This window comes from Tautonia sp. JC769 (assembly GCF_040717455.1).
Taxonomy (GTDB): domain Bacteria; phylum Planctomycetota; class Planctomycetia; order Isosphaerales; family Isosphaeraceae; genus Tautonia.
The window spans coordinates 1-17,614 of sequence record NZ_JBFEFH010000028.1 but is presented as its reverse complement, the minus strand read 5'-3'; the positions used below and the strand labels follow the sequence as shown (position 1 = coordinate 17,614).

Here is a 17,614-nt window from a genome sequence, read left to right as displayed (position 1 = left end):
ACGCCTTGGCTCCGAGGCCCATGGCGGGGCCTTCGTCTTGATCGGCTTCAGGGGCCCTCCTCGGGCACCGCGGGCTCGCAGCCCGAGAGGATGCGCTCGCCCGAGGGGCCGTATGTCGGATTCGGGGGCGGCAAGGGAGGGGCGCTCTTGATGCAGGCGAAGGCAAGCAACCCGCCGAGCACGACCCCGCCGAACACGACCGCCCAGGAGCCCCCCCCTCCGGTCTCGGCCCGCCCGGCGGCGAAGACGCCAAGGACGAGCGCCGTCGTCAGCAGGAGATAGCCGGCGAGGCTCTGGTCGGGGGCGTGGCCGATGCCCAGGATCCCCGCCGGGCAATCGAGCACCCCCGAGCGGTCGAGGTAAACGTGAAACCCGGCCAGCGAGAGGCCCGCCACCGCCATCGGCAGGGCCAGCGGGGCCAGCGAACCGGGACGCGGCACCGGGAGCACCGCCATCCCCATCACGAGCAGGCCTACAACGCCCATGACGAACGTCCGCTCGTAAAGGCAGAGCGGGCACGCCTTGAGCCCCATCCCGATGCTCAGGAAGAGCGAGCCGGCAAGCATCGCCGAGGCAACGGCCAGCGCCAGCCTTGTCCAGAAATTGGCCTTCATCCCGCGTCGATGCTCCCGAAACAGAAAACGATCGGCCGGCACGTCTCGACCTCGTCCCCGGTCCTCGATCTCCGGGGCAAGCTCCCCGGGCGTTCAATGATGCGCGGAAGAGGCGGAGGAAACCACCGATCGTGCGGCGACGGCAGGGAAAACAGGACGCTCCTCGAAGCAGTTCACCCGCCGACGCGGCGCCATTGCAAGCACGGATCGGGACGTTTGAGCGAGGCTCAAGGCTCCCGACCCGTTGCCCCCTTTCGCCGGTCAATCGGCCGACACGACACGACACGGGATGGAATGGTCTGGGTCGGCCGGATCGGCTCATCGGCCCCGATCGAACTCAATCCAGCCCGAGCCGGACCAGGAGTAATCGACCATGACCGGGGATTCGAGCGAGAACGGGGCGGTGATCGCGGTCATGAAGAAGCTGCCGTCGACCACCTGCGCGAACCGCCCCGTGCTGCCCGAGGTGGGGGTGAATTCCGCGAACCAGACGGTGATGAACAGGCCGTCTCCCACGGACAGCAGCTCCACCTGCCCCTGATAGTCCACGAGGAACACGTCGCCGTTGGCCGCGGTGAAGGCCACCGGCTCGGCGCTCGAGAACGAGCCGGTCGTCGGGCCGGTGAACCCGTCGAGCCGGACGAGGCCCTCGGCCCGGTAGCGCCCCAGGTAGGTGGCCGTGCCGACCGCGTCGTGCGGCGACGCCTGCCCCGGCACCAGGGGGATGAAATCGGCCACCCCCGCTCCGGTCATCCGGAACGGGACCACCTGGGCCCGGGCCGGCACGGCCCCGGCAACAAGCACGAGCAGCAATCCGGCCAGAGAAAGCACAGCCGCAGCAACCCTTCGACGAATCAATCGCATGGTCGAACTCCCCTGAATCTGCATGACCTGACGGAGCAAGACGGCGCGATCGGCCCGAGGGCTCGAAGATGAGCCGACGGCCGCGTCGCCGCGATTCAAAGAACAAACGAGCGAAACGATTGACCCCGCGACCGATCGTCGCCCGACACGAGCCATCCACGGTCGCGAATCGGCCAATCCGTCTATTGGTCCCCAATGGACCGTTCCGAGGATAACAAGGTGCTGGCATCAACGGGAATCTGGTGGATCGGGCCGGATCGGCCGGCCGGCCGGATGTTGACGACAAGCGACGCCATCCGCCTTTATTGTGCGGCCGTCGGGACCTCGAAGTGGGCGAGGGTTGCGACCTCGACCGCCTCCAGGCCTCCCAGGGCGATGCGCGTCCCGTCTCTCGAAAGCGCGATCGAGGAGAGGCCGCGGCCGGGGAACCGGTAGCGGCGCTCGACGCGCAGGGTTTCGGCGTCGAGCTGCCAGACCCGCTCCCGATCAATCAGGGCCAGCAACGACCGTCCGTGAGGCAAGAGAAGCAGTTCCTCCGCGTTGCACGAGACGGATTGCAGATCACCTCCGGAACCCAGGTCCCACCTCAGGATTCTCCTGCCGAACTTCGTAATCCACCAGAGTGTCTGGCCGTCGGCCGAGAACACCAGGGGTCTGAGAAGGCCCGGCTCGGTCAGGACCGAGGCCCGCTCGAGGCCGGTCTCGGACTCCCAAACGGAGACAAGTCCATCCGAATTTGTCGACGCGACCGAGCCGCCGTCGGGCGAGAAGTTCAGCGCAATCACCGGCGTCTCCGATGCCATCCGATCGAACAGCATCGCCCCGGTGTCCACCTCCCAGATCCTGAGGTGGCCGTTGGCATGCCCCGAGGCCATCCGGCCGCCGTCGGGCGAGAACGCCAGGGCCCGGACCGAAGTCTGATCCGGGCAGAGACACCCTCGACCCTCGCCCGTCCTCACATCCGTCAACCGGATCGAGCCGTCGAGTCCGCCCACGGCGACGAGGTTGCTCTCAGGATCGAATGCAAAGCTCTGGATGGAACGGCCGTCCTCCCCCAGGGTGATCCAGGGCCCGCCGTCCTTGGCCTCCCAGAACGCCAGGCGGCTGTTCCCCTCCAGCGTGGCGACCCGGGAATCGTCCGGCGTGAACGCGACCCTGAGGATCGGGAGGTTGGATTGTCCCATGCTCAATCGGAGTGAGTCTTCACCTGCCCGTCGATCGATCGGATCTTCGAAGCCGATGACCACCGCAATGACCCCCACCACCATGGCGAACCAACCGGGGGTCAGGGTGTGGACCCTTCGCTTCGAGACGGTTGAAAACTGCCTGGTGGGGTGCTTCTCTGGGCCGAAGCCGGGCCGAGCACCAGAATGGATCATGGCAAATCGCCTCCCTGTTTGGTCGAAAGGCGGGATTTCCGGCTTGCTCGATCGGCGAGGGGCGTCGGCCTGATGGAACCAAAGCCTCGCCCATCCCCTGCTCGGTCGAGAACTCCGGCCGATCCGATCGCGTTCCGTTCCGTTTCGGTCCGATCCGGTCCGATCCGGTCCGATCCCTTGCGTTGCGTCCCGAAACGCGATCCGTCAGTCGGGGCGAGGTCCCCGTCAGGGTTCCCGGCCGCCCCATCCCGTCCGTCGAACCCCTCTCCTCGCCGACGAGCGGGAAAGGGCTGCAATGATGTCGTCACACGAACACACACGCACCAACGCGGAGTTCGATCGTTCCTGCTCTCACGCGACTACATCACACCCGCACACACCCTTGAGGCATGAAAGACACGCTCATGCTCTCTCGAATTCAGACACGCGCACAGAGCGTCGAGCCATCGGCTCGGGCGGTTCGGGGACAGGCCGGCCGGCCGAGTCGTTGGGGATCGGCGGCCGAGGCGACGATGCGGTGTCGGCATCACGAAACCGATTCGGAGTTTCATGGCGGCGGCTCCCGGAACAGGAGTTGTGGAATCCGCTGATCTCCTGATCTTGCTGCACGTCGTGCGATCGCGCGTGCAACACGTCTGCTCGGAATCTTCCGTGTCGATCGAGCCGATGCCCAGTCTCCAGGGCGCTTGACCCGGGCTTGCCTCGGAGTTGGAGTAGAAAATTGAGCTTGAGCGTGCGATCGAGATCGACACCGGCCTCGGCACGCGGAGCGGGCCGACGGCCTCGAACGACGAGGGCCAATCCTAAAGCGTCGGAACGAGTCAGTCCATTCCTCATTCCAGGAATGCCGGAATTTTCGATGGATCGCCGCCAGGTCCTTTGTGTCGACGGCTCGGAGGGTCTGGAGACTCAACGGCAGTACGCGAACGACCCATCACTTGCGAACACGAACGCAAAAAAAAGGCCCTTGCCCTGCGATTCTCGCAGGGCAAGGGCCTCTCGAAATCGCGACCAATTGCCTCGAATCATGCAAGTCTAACTGAATGCGTCTCGGCCGCGTTTACCCTCTCCCATCTCAAGGTCTCCGGGATTACCTGACACGGCCGGTCCTTTCCCGAATTCGGGGACGGCCGGCCTGCTGGCAATTCAGAACCCCGGCTGGCAGAAGCAGCAGGAGGAAAGCACCACATCCGCCTCCTCCCAGGCGGTTTCCCACTGATCGCTTACCTTCCTGGCCTCGTCGTCCTTCCCCTGGAATTCGAGGGCCTGCATCAGGCCGAAGAGGGCCCAGCCGTTGTGCGGGTGCTGCGTCAGGTCGTCCCGGCAGACCTGCTCGGCCTCGGCGAAACGGCCCGACTGGAGCAAGGCGGCGGCCAGGGCGTGCCGGACCGGCTGGATCCAGTCGGGAGGCTCGGAGTAGCGCAGGAGGTCCTGGAGGCGGGCCCCCTCGCGGAGGGCCTCGAACGCCTCGTCCTCGCGGCCGTCCCGGTAGAGGATCTCGCCCCGCATCAACTGCTCTCCCACGGCGAGCAGGTCGGCGGCGGCGTTGTTGCCGAAGGTGGCCCCTTCGGGAACACTGTCGCGGGCCAGGAGGAACAACGCCTGCTCGGCCTTCGCCTCCTCGACCCGGTCGAGCGCCGCCAGCGAGACGGCCCGGGCGTAATGCCGCAGGGCCCGGGCGATCGGGAAGGCCGAGTCCGGCTCGGGGGCCTCCAGGATCTCCTCCCAGCGGCCGAACCGCATCCGGACTTCGAGCGGCATGGCCAGGTAGCCGTCGGCGATGCTCGCGTGCTCGATCGCCCAGGCTTCCGGCATCAGGGTCATCATCTCGTCGATGGCGTCGATCGCCACCCGGCTCTTGCCGCGCATCATGGCCGCATAGGCGAGCATGTGATAATTATGGGCAATATACAGCCCATAGAACCCCGGATCGGGCCGGAAGGCCAGGAACGTGCGGTCGGCCTCGATCGCCTTGCGGTTCGACTCCTCGGCCTTCGCCCAGTTGCCGACGCGCACATCGATATGAGACGGCATGTGCACGTTGTGCGAGAGCCCCGGCTGGAGCCCCCGGAGCCGATCGGCCGCCGCAATCGCCCGTTCGGGTCGGGTCGAGGCTTCAATCGCATGAATATACAGGTGATTGGCCAAAGGGTGATCGGGGTGCGACGCCAGCGATTCCTCGATCAGGGCCACGATCTCCTCGGTCCCCTCCTTCGGCTCGCCTTGCTGGGTGTAGAGGTCCCACGGGTGGAGGTTCATGAGGCTCTCGGCCAGCAACGGCCCGAGGTCCGGGTCGTCCGGGTGGCGCTCGCGGAGTGCTCGCATCGCCTCGGCGTAGGCCCGATCGAGGGGCAGGCGGTCCTCGGGCGGATCGGGCACGCAGCGCTCGGCCAGGGCGTCGATCAGGGCACGCTCAAGGGCGCTGGCGCGGCTCTCCGGCGCCCGGGCCCGCTCGATGGCCTCGAAGGCGACGTTCGCCTTCTCGGCATCGACGACCGGCAGGTTGATGTGAGGCCCCTGCGCGTATGCCAGGCCCCACCAGGCCATCGCGCACGACGGGTCCAGCTCGGCCGCCTGGCGGAACGACCGCGCGGCCTCTTCCAGGTTGAAGGCGAAGAGCAGGTTCAACCCCTGATCGAAATAGCGCTGCGCCTCGGGAGACTCGGTGCTCACCGGCCGCGAGTACGCCCCGATCCCTTCGATCAACGGCTCCCGGTCCGGCCCTCCGTCCGCCCTCGCCTCGGGCATCGACGGGGCAAGCACCACGATCGCCAGCAGCATCGCGCCTCGGAATTTCCCTCGCCTGTTCGCGAAAGTCATCGTCCACAGTCCTTTTCTTGTTCAACTCAAAGGGAGAGGTGGGGGGGAACGCATGCAAGGCACCGAGGGAACATCACTGATGCCATCACGCGATTGACCCATCATGGCCGCGATCGACGTCCGCCACTCCGGATCGAGATTCCCTCCGAATCGAGATATCTCAAATGGACTTCGGAATCGCCAGCGGAAATCCGCCACGATCCCCGGAAAAATCGGCGACGTTTCGGCCCTGAGCCGCCTCGGCGCCGCGTCAGGGCGATGGCAAGGCCACGCGCTCGGCCCGGCCGTCGGCGAGGATCACGACCAGGTCGTTCGTCCGGCGGCTCGATGCCGCGGCCAGCGCGGGGGCAAGGGTCAGGGGGGTCGAGGACAGCCGCACGGGCTGCCCTTCCCGCAGTCGGAACCAGGTCACGCCGGCATCGCCGACCGCCGCCATCAGGCCCGAGGGGGTGAGCTCGGCCACACGGAAGAGGTTGTCGAAGGGGCTCGACCAGGTGGTCGACTCCAGCCCTTCAAGCATTATCACCGTCTGATGAAATTGGCCATTCGCTGAGACGCCCATCACCCCCATCAATCGGCGCCCGGCGCCCAGCCAGGACACTCGGGCCGGCCCCCGCAAGGCCGAGGCCGAGGCCACCGAGGGCCCGGGGGCCCAGGGGATCGCCAGGCGGTCGATCGGCCCGATCTCGGTCGCCAGCAAAGGCCAGGAGTCGGCCGGGCCGAGTTCCAGCAGGGTCGTCGCGTCGTCCGGCCCGTCGATCGGCGGCAGGAGCAGGGCCGAGCCGGGGGGGCCGCCCCCGTCGCCGCCGATGGGCCCGGCATCGCGGGGGATCTCGGCCCAGGGGGTCAACGACGCACCCCGCAAGAGCACATAGCGCCGGCCGTCCCAGAAGCCGACCGAACCGATCGTGTCGCAGGCCGCCGGCACGAGGAACGGCGGGTGCTCCGAAGACCGGCACGTCTCCGTGCGCCCCTCGATCATCGCGTACGAGCCGTCCGGCCGCCTCGAATAGGAGGCGAGCACCGTCCGGTTCGCGTCGCGGTCGTGCCAGAGCACGACCAGCAATTTCCCCGAACCGTCGACGGCCAGCGAGGCGACCGGCATCGCGTACCGCCCGACCCGGGCGGCCTGCCCGGTCGCCAGGTCGAGCTGCACCACCTCTCCCCCGGCATTGCCGACGAAGGCCAGGCCCGCCCCGTGCGCCACGGCGGTGCTCGTCAAGGGGCCGTCGGCGACCCGGAACGTGTGGCCCGGCCGGGGACGCTCGGCCTCCGATCGGCGTGCCTGGCGCGATCGGACGGCGTACTCGGCGTCCCGGATCAGGTCGGCCGACCACTGCCGGGCCGGGCCGAAGACGGTCGAGGCGACCCCCGCCATCCCGCCCCCTTCGGCCTCGGCCCGCTGCCGGAGCTTGCCGGCCAGGCCCATCAAGGCCCGGTCGCGCAAGGCGTCTCGCCAGGGGGCCAGCGTCGCCTGGTCGGCCAGGGCGGCCAGCTCGTTGTAGAAGCGGGACGCGTCGGGCTCCAGGCCGGGGGGGGCGAACAGCGCATCGGCCTCGTCGACCAGCGATCGGAGCCGGAGCCCGTCGCCCGAACCGGCCAGCGCCCTCGCCAGCTCCAGGGCGCAGCCGATCGCGTTCGGCCCGGGCCTGGCCCCCCAGCCGGCCTCGAATCGGGCCGACGCCAGGTCGGGCCGATCGGCCCGAGACCGGAGCAGCAGGCCGGCCTTCAAGTGGTCCCCCTCCTGCTCGACGATCCGGTCGGCGGCCCGGACATACGCCGCGACCGCCTCCTCGGGCTCGCCGAGGCGGGCAAGCAGATCTCCCAGGCGTTCGAACTCGTCGATCGACCGGTACAGGTCGATCGCGCGGTCGAACTCGCCGGCCGACTCGAACGCCCGGGCCGCCGCCGCCCGGTCCCCCAGCTTTTCCAGGAAGATCCAGGCCGCGTCCCGCGCCAGCCCCCCTTGGAGCAGGGCGTTGGCGGCCAGGCGGTCATCCTGCAAGAGCTTCGCATAGATGAACGCGGCCCTCCGGAAATCGCCCCGGCGCGCGGCATCCTGCGCGGCCCGGTGATACTCCCGGATCAGCTCCTGCTGGACGTCCATCCCCCCGAACCAGACACTCGACCCGTCGCCCCCTTTTCCCGAAAAGGCCCCGCCGAGGATCTCGGCCAGCGAGTAGCGGGGCTCCCGGTCCGGCAGGCGGGCCGACCCGGCGATCGAGGCCCCGCGTTCGGTCCCCTTGCCGATCGGCAAGGCGCGTCGGAGGGCCCGCTCGACGTCCCCCTCGCGGAACTCGCGGAGCAGATCGCGCAGGGCCATCTCCTGCTTGCCGAAGACCGACTCGCCCAGCCTCGGGGCCATCCGGAGGGCCGACGCGGCCCACCTCGCCCCCAGGCCCGCCAGGCCTTGCGACCCGAGGGCCCGGCCCAGCCGGATCAATCCCCGGCCGGCCCCGAGCGCCGCCCCGCCGAGCAGCCGGCGGGGCACGCCGGCCCCCTCGGGACCCGCCGGGGCCCCGGCGAGGCCGTCGTCCTCGTCGGGGCCGAGGGGCGGCTCGCCCCCCCCGCCCTGCCCGCCCCCGTCGCTCGGCTCGAACGTCACCTCGACCAGGCGGTCGGCCTGCTGTGCAGGCCCCTCGGGGAGCGGCCCCCAGGCCTCGGCCGATCCCCGGCGGTCGACCGTCACCAGGTCGGGCATGCCGAGCGGCCGGGCCGGGTCGAACTCCAGGGCAAGCCCCCCCGGCAAGAGGACGAGGCCGACGTCCCGGGTCATCCCCCGCACCTCGTCGTCGAGCAAGGCCGGGATCGGCTCGGCGTCGACCGGCAGGTAGAGCGCCTGCCCTTGCCTCCGCAATCGGATCGCCCCGGGCACGATCGCCCCGATCTCTCCGGGCGACCCGGCCGCGACCAGCAAGCCGGCGGCGACCGGGAAGACCCGGGCCGACCCCGGCCGTTCGCGTTCCAGGGTCGCCATCACGGCCAGCGCCGTCGCCGTCGCCGTCGCCCCCCCGGCGTCATCGCCCGACGGCAGCAGGACCGCCTCGGCCGGCATCGCCTCCGGTCGGCGCCTCAGTTTGATCGGCAGCAGGAGGGTCGGCGGGTCGGTCATCGGGTCGCTCGCTCGCTCGCTCGCCACGTGAGGGTTCAGGGAGTCGGGCCGGATTGGGCGGCCCGTCGGAGGGCCGAGGCCAGGCGATCCTCGGCGCCGGGGGTCGGGGCCGTCCCGGTCAGGCGGACGGAGCCGAATCGATCCCCGTTGGGCATCCAGGCGGCGAAGGACCCGCGATCGAAGGCGAGCAGGGCGATCAGGGTGCCCCCGGGATCGGCCAGGGCGACCTGGCCGAAGGCGTCGACGACCGCCTCGAGGCCGCCCCCCCTGGCCGACGCCCTGAATCGGCCCATGTCGTACCGGGCCCACGCCGGGAGATGCCCCATGGCGCCCCTGGAGAGCCTCGGCGAGGCCGGCCCGCCGGCCCGGAACAGGTCTCGCCTCACGCTCTCCTCGTCCCCCCTGGCGAACCGCATCCCGAGCCGGGGCCCCCCCCACCAGATCAGGGCCGCATGCGGATCGTCCCGGAGCAGCATCCAGTCTCCCCCCAGGTGCAGCATCAACCGGGCCCCGTACTTGAGCAGCGACGCCGGTTTCCGGGCCGAGGGGGGCCGGCCGGGGGTCTGCAGGAGCAAGACGGGGGTGGACTCCAGGACGTAAACCGCGTAAGAGAGATCCTCGAAGCGTAAGGCGGCCATCGTTCCGTCCAGGGAGAGGGCCAGGCCCGCCGGCTCGCGGGGCATCTGCGCCTCCGGGACGATCGGGACCAGCTCCGCCCCGAACTTCCGGAAGATCCACCAGCGGCCCTCGTCCGAGCGGCCCCCCCGGGCGTAGATCGCCAGGGTCTGGCCGCGGCAGAGGGCACGCTCCAGGTGGTGATGCTGCAGGAGCGGCCGGCCGTCGGAGACCGGGCGGAAGCGTCGCCAGGGGGGCGACATGCCCTCGACCGCGATCGTCCCGGTCTCTCGCCGCAGGCGGACCGAGGGGCCGATCGCGGGGCTGGTGTCGTCGTCGTGCAGCACGACCAGGCGGGGGGGGGCGACGGGCAGATCCTCGACCCGCCCCAGGTCACGGGCGACGACCTCCGAGGCGCCCCGGTCCTGCGACGAGAACCGGCCCCCGGTCCTCAGGTCGAGATACCAGCTCTCGGATGCCCCCCGGGCGATCAGGGCGTGCGACTCTCTCAGGTAGAACCAGAGCCAGTCGCGCTCGCCCGAGAGGTATTTGACGAACACCCGGACCCGCCGGGCCACCAGGTCGTAATGCACGGCCGCCGGCCGCCCCTGCTCGCCGACCCGGCCGAGGACGACGAACCCGCCGGCCACGCCGAGCATCGCGTCGGCCTCCCGCACGACCTCCCCCCCCGCGAACCCGCGGGGCAGGGGCTCATGCAACGGCTCGTTGAGCCGCCAGAGATGCGGCACGCCCAGCGGGCCGATCGCCGCGAACCACTCGCCCGAGGCGTCGAAGGCGCAGGGCGGCCCGGAGCCCGTCGGGGCGGCCGGGGCGGCCGGCGAGAGCCGGAACGGGAAGCCGATCGGCTCCACGTCGCCGATCCAGGAGCCGGGCGGCGTGGCCCTCGGCCTGCGACGACCCGGGGCGGGCCCGGGCGGCGAGGGCCCGTCGACCGGCTCGGCCCGGGACCGCGAGAGGACGACCGGGCGTCCGCGGCGGACCTCGGCCAGTTGCACCTCGCGCCGGTCGTCCACGAGCACGGCGAACAGCCGGTCCCCCTCGCCGACCCCCCGGGCGGCGGCCTCGACCTCCGGCTCGTCCAGCCCCCTCGGATGGGTCAGGAGCACCAGGTCCCGCCTCGGGCGCCCCCCCTCGCCGACGGCCGAGCGGAGCAAGGGGCCGGGATGGGGCGACAGGTCGCTCGCCTCGAGCAGGGCGGCCAGGGTGTCCGGGTCGGATCGGGTCGGGTCGATCCGCCGATCGGGGTCGCTGGAGACGCCCAGCAGCAGCCGCCTCCCCCGGCGGTCGGCCAGGCCGGCCAGCGCCACCACCGCCGCGGCCAGGACCGTCCGGACCCCTCCCCAGGTCCGCACCCCCTGGTCGAGCAGCACGACCAGGGTCTCCGACTCCTCGGCGTGCGGCTCCTCGCGCTGGTAGAAGAGCAGCTCGCGATCGGCGAAGCGGCGGACGAACTCCTCGGCGTCGATCGCCAGCTGGCTGAGCAGGAGGCGCTCGGGGGCCCCCCGGTTGGCCAGGTCGGCATAGCCGCCGGTCGGCACGGTCTCGGGCGACCGGCGGCGAGGGGGCAACGCCAGGGCCCCGACCAGGCGGTCGATCAGCAACGCCGACGCCGAGAGCCTCGGCCGCTCCAGCAGGGGTTCGAGCGCCGATCGGTACGTCCGGGGGCGTTCCTGCTCGACCCGATCGGCCAGCGCGTCGGCGGCCGGCTCCGGGCCCCGGCCGACGCGCAACCAGTGCCGGATCGCCTCCGGGCGCTGGCGGATCAGGCGATCGAGCACCCGGCGCTCGAACTCGGCCGGGGTCATCGGCGGGTCGTCCAGGCCGAGGGCCGGCCCCCCTCCCCCTGCCCTGCCCCGGAGATGGGCCCCGGTCGTGCCGCCGAACCCGATCTCGACGGCCCGATCGTCGGGGATCGCGGCCGGATCGCCCTGGCTCTCGACCACGGCCCCGGCGGTCAGGGTCAGGCAAACGGCCTCGATCTCGGGCGGGTCGGGCAGCGGGGGGACCCCCTCGCAGAGCATCGCGCAGAAGGCCCCGGCGTTGCGGTGCGGGCGGCCGAGCACGCTGAAGGCCCCGGGCAGGTCCATCGGGAAGGCGTCGGCCTCGCCGAGGGTCAGGGGGCCCCGGAGCAGCAGGTGCATCAGGTGCAGCACGTGGGCGAAGTGGACCGGGTCCCGGCCGTCGGCGAACCCGTCGAGGAAGAGCGAGAGCTCCCGGCTGAAGACGAACGTCTTGCCGTCCGGGAATTCCAAAGCCTCTCCCGCGACCGACCACCGCAGGCCGCCGAGCCATCTCGCGTACGATTCGGGGAGGTGCAGGTAGGCGTCGGCCGAGATCATGGCAAGGCCCCCGGGTTGCCCCCTCCCCCGGACCCCGGGCCGGTCGCCCGCCGGTCGATGCCGGCCATCCCCCGGACCGACGCCCTGGAGACGACCGACAGGCAACGATCCGGGATGACCTCGACCCTCCCTTCCCGATCGAACAAAGCCAGATCCGCCCCCCGGAGGCCGACCGCCTCGGCCAGCATCGGCTCGGACAAATCCGGGTCGAGGCGGAACCCGACCGGCCGCAGCACCCGGTCTCCCCAGAACCGGCCCAGGCCGACGACCGGCGGCAGGCGGTCGCCGATCAGAAGCACCCGATCCCCCGCCCGGCTCCCCCGGAGCCCCTGCAACCGGGCCGTCGGCGCCCGCTCGACCCACGGCAAAAGCCCCTCGATCGCCACCAAAACGGCCGTCGCCCTCCGCTCGGCCGCGTCCCGGACCAGGCGAAGCCGGATCGGCTCGACGACGGTCCCGGCCCGCCTCCCCCGGATCGCCTCCGGCACCAAGGCCCGATCGAGGGGCCAGCCCCAGTCCGGGCGATCGATCCCTTCCGGAGGCCCCTCTGCAAACTCCGGCAGGCGACGACCGACCCGAGACCAAAGCCCCCCTCCCCCTTTCCGGAAGAAGACGACCCCCGGGACCGGCAGCAACGCCTCGACCACCGGGTCGCGAGCCCCGGGGGCCGCGGGCTCCCAGGCCACCCAGGCCAGGCCCGGACCTCCTTCCCCCCCCGATTCGCCCTGCACCTGCACCCTCACCCCCGGCCGGCCGCGCAACGCCGCCAGGGCCGCCAGGTCCGGTCGCCCGATCCGGGCCACCCGAACCCCTTCCAGCGGGATCGACGCGATCGGCGAGCGGGCGGCGGGGCGGTTCATGGGCCGTTCCGGTGCGAGGCCATCGGGCGGAATCCTTCGATCCTGGAAACCGAGTCGGACGGGCATCCCCTCCCCCAACGATCGAGCAGGGATCACCCCAGGCGATCGAGCAGCGCCGCCGCCCGGTCGATCAGATGACGCCGGGCCTCGTCGTCGACCACCCAGCTCGCCCGGTCCCCCAGCTCGGCCAGGCGGTCGCGGAGCCTCGCGGCGGCGAGCAAGGCCAGGGGGCGTTCCTTCGCCTCGTCGAGCTGACGGGCCACCGCGTCGAGCTGGCGGGCCAGGTCCTCCCCGTCGACCCGATCGGGGGGCTCGGCCAGGGGGTGCCGGGCCGCCTCGGGCCCCTCCTCGGCCGCCTTCTCCAGCACCGAGCCGACGAGCGACCGCAGCGGGTCGATCTGCTCCTCGCGGTCCCAAACATACCGCAGGACCCAGAGATCCGAGGCGGTCGCCCTGCTCCGGCCGCTGAGCAGGCTCGATGCCGCGACCAGCTTCAGCACCTTCACCGCCCGGCGGTCGGACAGCGCCAGGCCCAGATCCCGGATCTTCCAGACGAGGTCCGCATACGAGGCCGACACCCCCGACAGGTCGACCTCGAAGATCCGGCGGGACAGGGCCCTCAGGTCCCCCGCCGAGACCCCCGCCGCCGACCCCTCGGCCCGCTCCAATTCCCAGCCGGCCGACAGCAACCGCGGCATCGCCTCCCGGGGCAGGTGGTCCACATGGCAGCGGATCAGGAACCGGTCGAACAGGGCGTTGAGCGCCTCGTCCTCGGCCAGGTGGTTCGAGGCCGTGAACAGCGAGAGCAAGGGGAGCCGGTGCACCTCGGCCCCGCGTCGGAACCGCCGCTCGTTGAGGACCGTGAGCAGGTTGTTCAGGATGGCGCTATTGGCGTTGAACAGCTCGTCGAGGAACGCGAACTCGGCCTCGGGCAGCATCCCGGCCGTCACCGTCGCCACGGTCCCCTCGCGCAATCGGGCCAGGTCGATCGGGCCGAACAGCTCGTTCGGCTCGCTGAATCGCGTCAGCAGGTACTCGAAATAACGCCCCTGCACCCGCTCGGCGAACCCGCGGATCACGGCCGACTTGGCGGTCCCCGGCGGGCCGAGCAGGAACAGGTGCTCTCCCGAGACGACCGCCAGGGCGATGAGGTCCACCACCTCGTCCCGGCCGACGAACCGCCGCTTGAGCGGGTCGATCACGTCGCGCCTCAGGCGATCGACGACGATCGAGGCGTGGGGGTCAAGCTCGGCCAAGGGGGCATCCTCCGATCGGTCGCATCCGCATCAATCGCCAGAAGCCTCACAAAAAAAAGGGGGGCGGGGTCGCTCACTGTTGCGTCGATCCGCCGCGCGACGGGCCGGGGGCTTCCAGGAGAACCGTCCTGTCGCCGCTCGGGATCGCCTCGCCCCGCCGTCGACGGCCCCGACGGCCGATCACCATGATCCCCGGGGGCCTGGCGAGGGGCGAGCTTCGGGTCCAGGTCCGGGGCCGGAGGCCGCTCCTGCCCGGCTTGCGTCGTCCTCCAGCAGGAAGTATGGGCGGGCCGACCCGGTCGCGTCGAGCACCATCTCCAGCCAATCGCGCCCCGAGGGGGTCGAGGGGGCCCAATTCGCCTTCGGATGCGTGGCCCATCGCTCGGCGAACAGGAGCAGGAGCCCGTCGTGGCCGTCGAAGTCGATCGGCGAGGTCGGCCCGCGTTCCAGGTCGGCCAGGACCCCCGAGAGCGGCCATCGGCGCAGGGCCTCGGCCAGCCGGCTCGACAGCAAGTCGCCGGGGTCGATCGCCCGGGCCCGGCGATGCACCGCCGGCAGGTAGCGAAACGTCAGGTCCGCCGACAGGTGCTCACTCGCCGATCGCGGCGGGGGCGGGAACCTCAAGGCACGATCGACCACCTCGGCCGGTTCCCCCCGGCTGACCAGGAACCAGCAGGCCCGTTCGGCCCACGCGGCCGCGTCCAGGGCCGACCGCTCGTCGAACCTGAGCGGAGGCCCGGCCATTCCCATCAACGCATCCTCGAACATCATCCTGAGACGCGCCGACGCCTCGGCCCGATCCGCCGCCGAGCCGCCCGCCCGGGGGGCGTCCCGGAAGACCACGCGCCCCTCGCCCTTGAGCCGATCGAGAAACCCGGCCAGCGACGCCATCGGTTCATTCATCCTCGCCGCGTCTCTGCTCATCTCTGTCCCGCACCGTCAAGCCGCCATCCCCTCGGGCCCGCCCTCCCCCGAAGCATAGGACGGGGCATCCTCGCTCGATTGAGCCATTTCGACCCTCGCCCCCCCCTTTGATGCCCGAAGGCCGATCTCGACCCTCGCCCCCTCGCCTCTGCGAACGGCTTCCAGGACATCTGCCGACTCGACTGCCGGGCGGCTCCTGCCGACTCCCCCCGCGGCCGCCCGGCCGGCCCGGGTGGAGAAGCCGGCCGATCCTCCTGCGGATCGAAACGCCCGGCGCCGCGGGCCCCATTCAATAGCACCCGCCTTGACTTGAAATCGTAGGCGATCCACGCCGGGTCTTCAATCCAATCGTGAGGCAACCCTCATGACACGGATGCACTTTTTTTTCTTGCTCGACCCGATCACGGGCGAGAGGTTCCTCCGCGGGCCGAGACGACCTGTTCCTTCCGCGCCACGAGTCCTCCCTCGCGCCGCTTCCCCTCCAGGCGACGACGCACGACGAGGCCAGTGCCCCCCAGCAGGACCAGGACGCCCACGCCTGCCCACGGCGAGATCCCCAGGAGCCCCGGAATCGTAACCTCTCCCCGATCCCCGAACCCCTCGATCAGAGGCCCGAGCGCCGGAGCGACCGCCACGAACACGCCGGCCCCGAACAGCATGCCCAGCACGCCGACCATGGCATCGCGCCGGCCCTCTCCGCAGGCGGCCACCCCGGTGCCGGGGCAGTAGCCCAGCACGGCCATATCAACGTCCCGCCCCCGAAGGCCGCCGCGAATAATGCCGATCGCCTCGTCGGCGGTTGCGAAGGCGAACCACCAGAGCACCCCGATGGCCACCCCCACCATGAAGGGTGGCCAGGCCCTTCGAACCAGAGGGTTGGTCATGATCGTCGCTCCCCCCCTCTCTCGCGGGAAATGCCCGCCCCTTCCCCTTCCGACGGGCATCCGTCGCGGGAAGGGACCATCCCGAGACGTGGAGCGGGCCCGACACCGGGGACCGGGATCGCCCCTGCGAGGTCCCTCCCCTCTCGTCGTCTTCCCCCGACGCGGCAGGGTGATCACGCCGCAACCGCGATGCCGGTCCGGAGTCCCCTCCCGATCGGCTTCGCCCGATGCCCCGACTCCCCCCCTTGCGGCCCAATCCCCGGGCGCGTCATTTGCACCTACGGAACGTGCTGATCCTTCATTCCTTTTCGAATCAGGCATGAGACGAAGGTCACGCGCAGCCCTTCCCGGAGGGGAGATCCCCTCCTCGGGGAACGGGCGATGACTTCCGCCTCCGTTCGGCACCGCGAGCGGGGCAATCCGCCCCCTCGATCACCACGACCACGCCCCCCACCAGGAGAACGACATGGCCCACGAACAGTACAAGAGCTGCATTGACGCCTGCGTCGCCTGCGCCCAGGAGTGCGAGCACTGCGGAGACGCCTGCATCGGCGACGCGAAGATGGCCGAGTGCGTCCGCACCTGCCGCGACTGCGCCGAGCTGTGCTGGACCTGCTCCGGGTTCATGAGCCGCGGCTCGGAGCTGGCCGCCGCCCTCTGCCGGGCCTGCGCCGACGCCTGCGACCGCTGCGCCGCCGAGTGCTCCAAGCACCAGGCCGACCATTGCCGACGCTGCGCCGAGGCCTGCCGCCGCTGCGCCGAGGAATGCCGCAAGGTCGCCGCCTGACCCGGCCACCTGCTCCGATTGCTCACCAAACCACGATGGCCCGTCCCCTGGCGTGCGGGAGCACGACGAGGGACGGGCCATTTGCCGGGAGTGGAGGAGCAGCCTGCCCCCCTCGCACCCGACCCGCCTGGCCGTTACTGGTCGAGCTTCTTGAGCCGCACATTCCTGTACCAGCAATCCTGGCCGTGGTCCTGGAAGCCGAAATACCCTTCCTGGATCAGGTCGGCGACGGCGACGTCCCGGAACTTGTGGTCGGAGCCATCCGGCCGCTTGCCAGGCGTCGCAAACCGGGACTGGTCGATGGTGCTGACCCGCTCGCCATTCAATTCGACGGTGACGATCGGCCCCCTGGCGGTGATGGTCATGTGGTTCCACTCGCCGGCCGGCTTCTGGGCGTTGGCCTCCGGCCGGACCAGGTCGTAGAAGGCCCCCGAGTCGTGAAAGCCGGTCCCCTCGGTGTCGTCGATCGCCACTTCCAGGCCCGTCATCACCGGGTCCTTCGGATTGCCGACCCGCAGGAAGACGCCCGAATTGCAACCGGGCGACAACTTGTACTCGAAGTCGAGCACGAAGTCCTTGACCGGCTCCTTGTACAGGACCACATACGCGCCAGCCCCATGGGGATTCAGGCCGTCCTCCTGCACCACGCTCGACGCGATCGGCTCACCATTGGAATTGTTGATCCAATGATCGGCGTCCGAGCCGTCGAAGAGGGTGGTGAAGTCCTGCGACGCCTCATCCCTCGGTGCCGCCGCCATCGTCGTCGCCGCCAGCAGACCCAGGACCGCGCCTCGGTGCAGAAGGTTCGTCAACGTCGCCATGGAAATCCTCGCGTCTGGGGAAAGGTTCAGAACCGATCGGACTCGGCCCGAGGCCTCGGCTCGCGTTGGCCTCGGCGCCGCTCGCACGTCGCATCATGACCACGATCCCCCCGCCCGGCAAGGCAGCACCCTCGACCGCATCCTGGCCAGGAGGGCTCTCCCCTCTCGGGAATCCCGGTTGCGCGCAGGCGATCACGCCCCCCCATCGCCGGGCAGAGACACGGAGGCTCGATCCAACAAAGTCCGACAACGGCACACGCCCACGCCTCGCGATTCCGCATCGAGGCGAGCGCATCAGAATCGACACATGAACAAAAG

The 17,614-nt window shown here is 70.7% G+C and carries 12 protein-coding genes; 1 reads left to right on the top strand and 11 read right to left on the bottom strand.

Features of this window, described 5'->3' with window-relative positions:
- Positions 1-47 precede the first annotated feature (47 nt).
- The 10 genes from AB1L88_RS22145 to AB1L88_RS22100 form a co-directional block, all read right to left on the bottom strand.
- A complete protein-coding gene (locus AB1L88_RS22145; protein ID WP_367098873.1) occupies positions 48-614 on the bottom strand; it encodes a disulfide bond formation protein B in 567 nt (188 codons plus the stop codon).
- Between the two features lie 318 nt (positions 615-932).
- Positions 933-1,478 (bottom strand): hypothetical protein, encoded by a 546-nt coding sequence (locus AB1L88_RS22140; RefSeq protein WP_367098872.1) that lies wholly within the window; start codon positions 1,476-1,478, stop codon positions 933-935.
- 302 nt (positions 1,479-1,780) lie between these two features.
- Positions 1,781-2,857, bottom strand: coding sequence for a WD40 repeat domain-containing protein (locus AB1L88_RS22135; RefSeq protein WP_367098871.1), 1,077 nt, complete (start codon positions 2,855-2,857; stop codon positions 1,781-1,783).
- A 1,146-nt stretch (positions 2,858-4,003) separates the two neighbouring features.
- Positions 4,004-5,677 carry a tetratricopeptide repeat protein gene (locus tag AB1L88_RS22130; RefSeq protein WP_367098870.1) on the bottom strand — a complete coding sequence of 558 codons (1,674 nt, stop codon included), beginning with the start codon at positions 5,675-5,677 and terminating at the stop codon, positions 4,004-4,006.
- Between the two features lie 250 nt (positions 5,678-5,927).
- On the bottom strand, positions 5,928-8,789 hold the full coding sequence (locus AB1L88_RS22125) for a hypothetical protein (RefSeq protein ID WP_367098869.1): 2,862 nt from the start codon (positions 8,787-8,789) through the stop codon (positions 5,928-5,930).
- A gap of 35 nt (positions 8,790-8,824) precedes the next feature.
- On the bottom strand, positions 8,825-11,764 hold the full coding sequence (locus AB1L88_RS22120; protein WP_367098868.1) for a hypothetical protein: 2,940 nt from the start codon (positions 11,762-11,764) through the stop codon (positions 8,825-8,827).
- On the bottom strand, positions 11,761-12,624 hold the full coding sequence (locus tag AB1L88_RS22115; RefSeq protein WP_367098867.1) for a hypothetical protein: 864 nt from the start codon (positions 12,622-12,624) through the stop codon (positions 11,761-11,763). Before AB1L88_RS22115 ends, AB1L88_RS22120 begins: the two co-directional genes overlap by 4 nt.
- A 92-nt stretch (positions 12,625-12,716) precedes the next feature.
- The gene (locus tag AB1L88_RS22110; RefSeq protein ID WP_367098866.1) at positions 12,717-13,880 is read right to left on the bottom strand and encodes an AAA family ATPase; all 1,164 of its coding nucleotides are present in this window, start codon (positions 13,878-13,880) and stop codon (positions 12,717-12,719) included.
- 180 nt (positions 13,881-14,060) lie between these two features.
- Entirely contained in the window at positions 14,061-14,783 is a 723-nt protein-coding gene (locus tag AB1L88_RS22105) for a hypothetical protein (RefSeq protein ID WP_367098865.1), read from the bottom strand.
- A 422-nt stretch (positions 14,784-15,205) separates the two neighbouring features.
- Positions 15,206-15,688, bottom strand: coding sequence for a hypothetical protein (locus AB1L88_RS22100; RefSeq protein WP_367098864.1), 483 nt, complete (start codon positions 15,686-15,688; stop codon positions 15,206-15,208).
- A 466-nt stretch (positions 15,689-16,154) separates the two neighbouring features.
- Here AB1L88_RS22100 and AB1L88_RS22095 point away from each other — a divergent pair, with 466 nt between their 5' ends.
- Positions 16,155-16,475 carry a four-helix bundle copper-binding protein gene (locus AB1L88_RS22095; protein ID WP_367098863.1) on the top strand — a complete coding sequence of 107 codons (321 nt, stop codon included), beginning with the start codon at positions 16,155-16,157 and terminating at the stop codon, positions 16,473-16,475.
- Between the two features lie 134 nt (positions 16,476-16,609).
- On the opposite strand, the gene AB1L88_RS22090 is transcribed toward AB1L88_RS22095, so the two are convergent.
- Positions 16,610-17,296, bottom strand: coding sequence for a DUF1080 domain-containing protein (locus tag AB1L88_RS22090; RefSeq protein WP_367098862.1), 687 nt, complete (start codon positions 17,294-17,296; stop codon positions 16,610-16,612).
- Between the last annotated feature and the right edge of the window lie 318 nt (positions 17,297-17,614).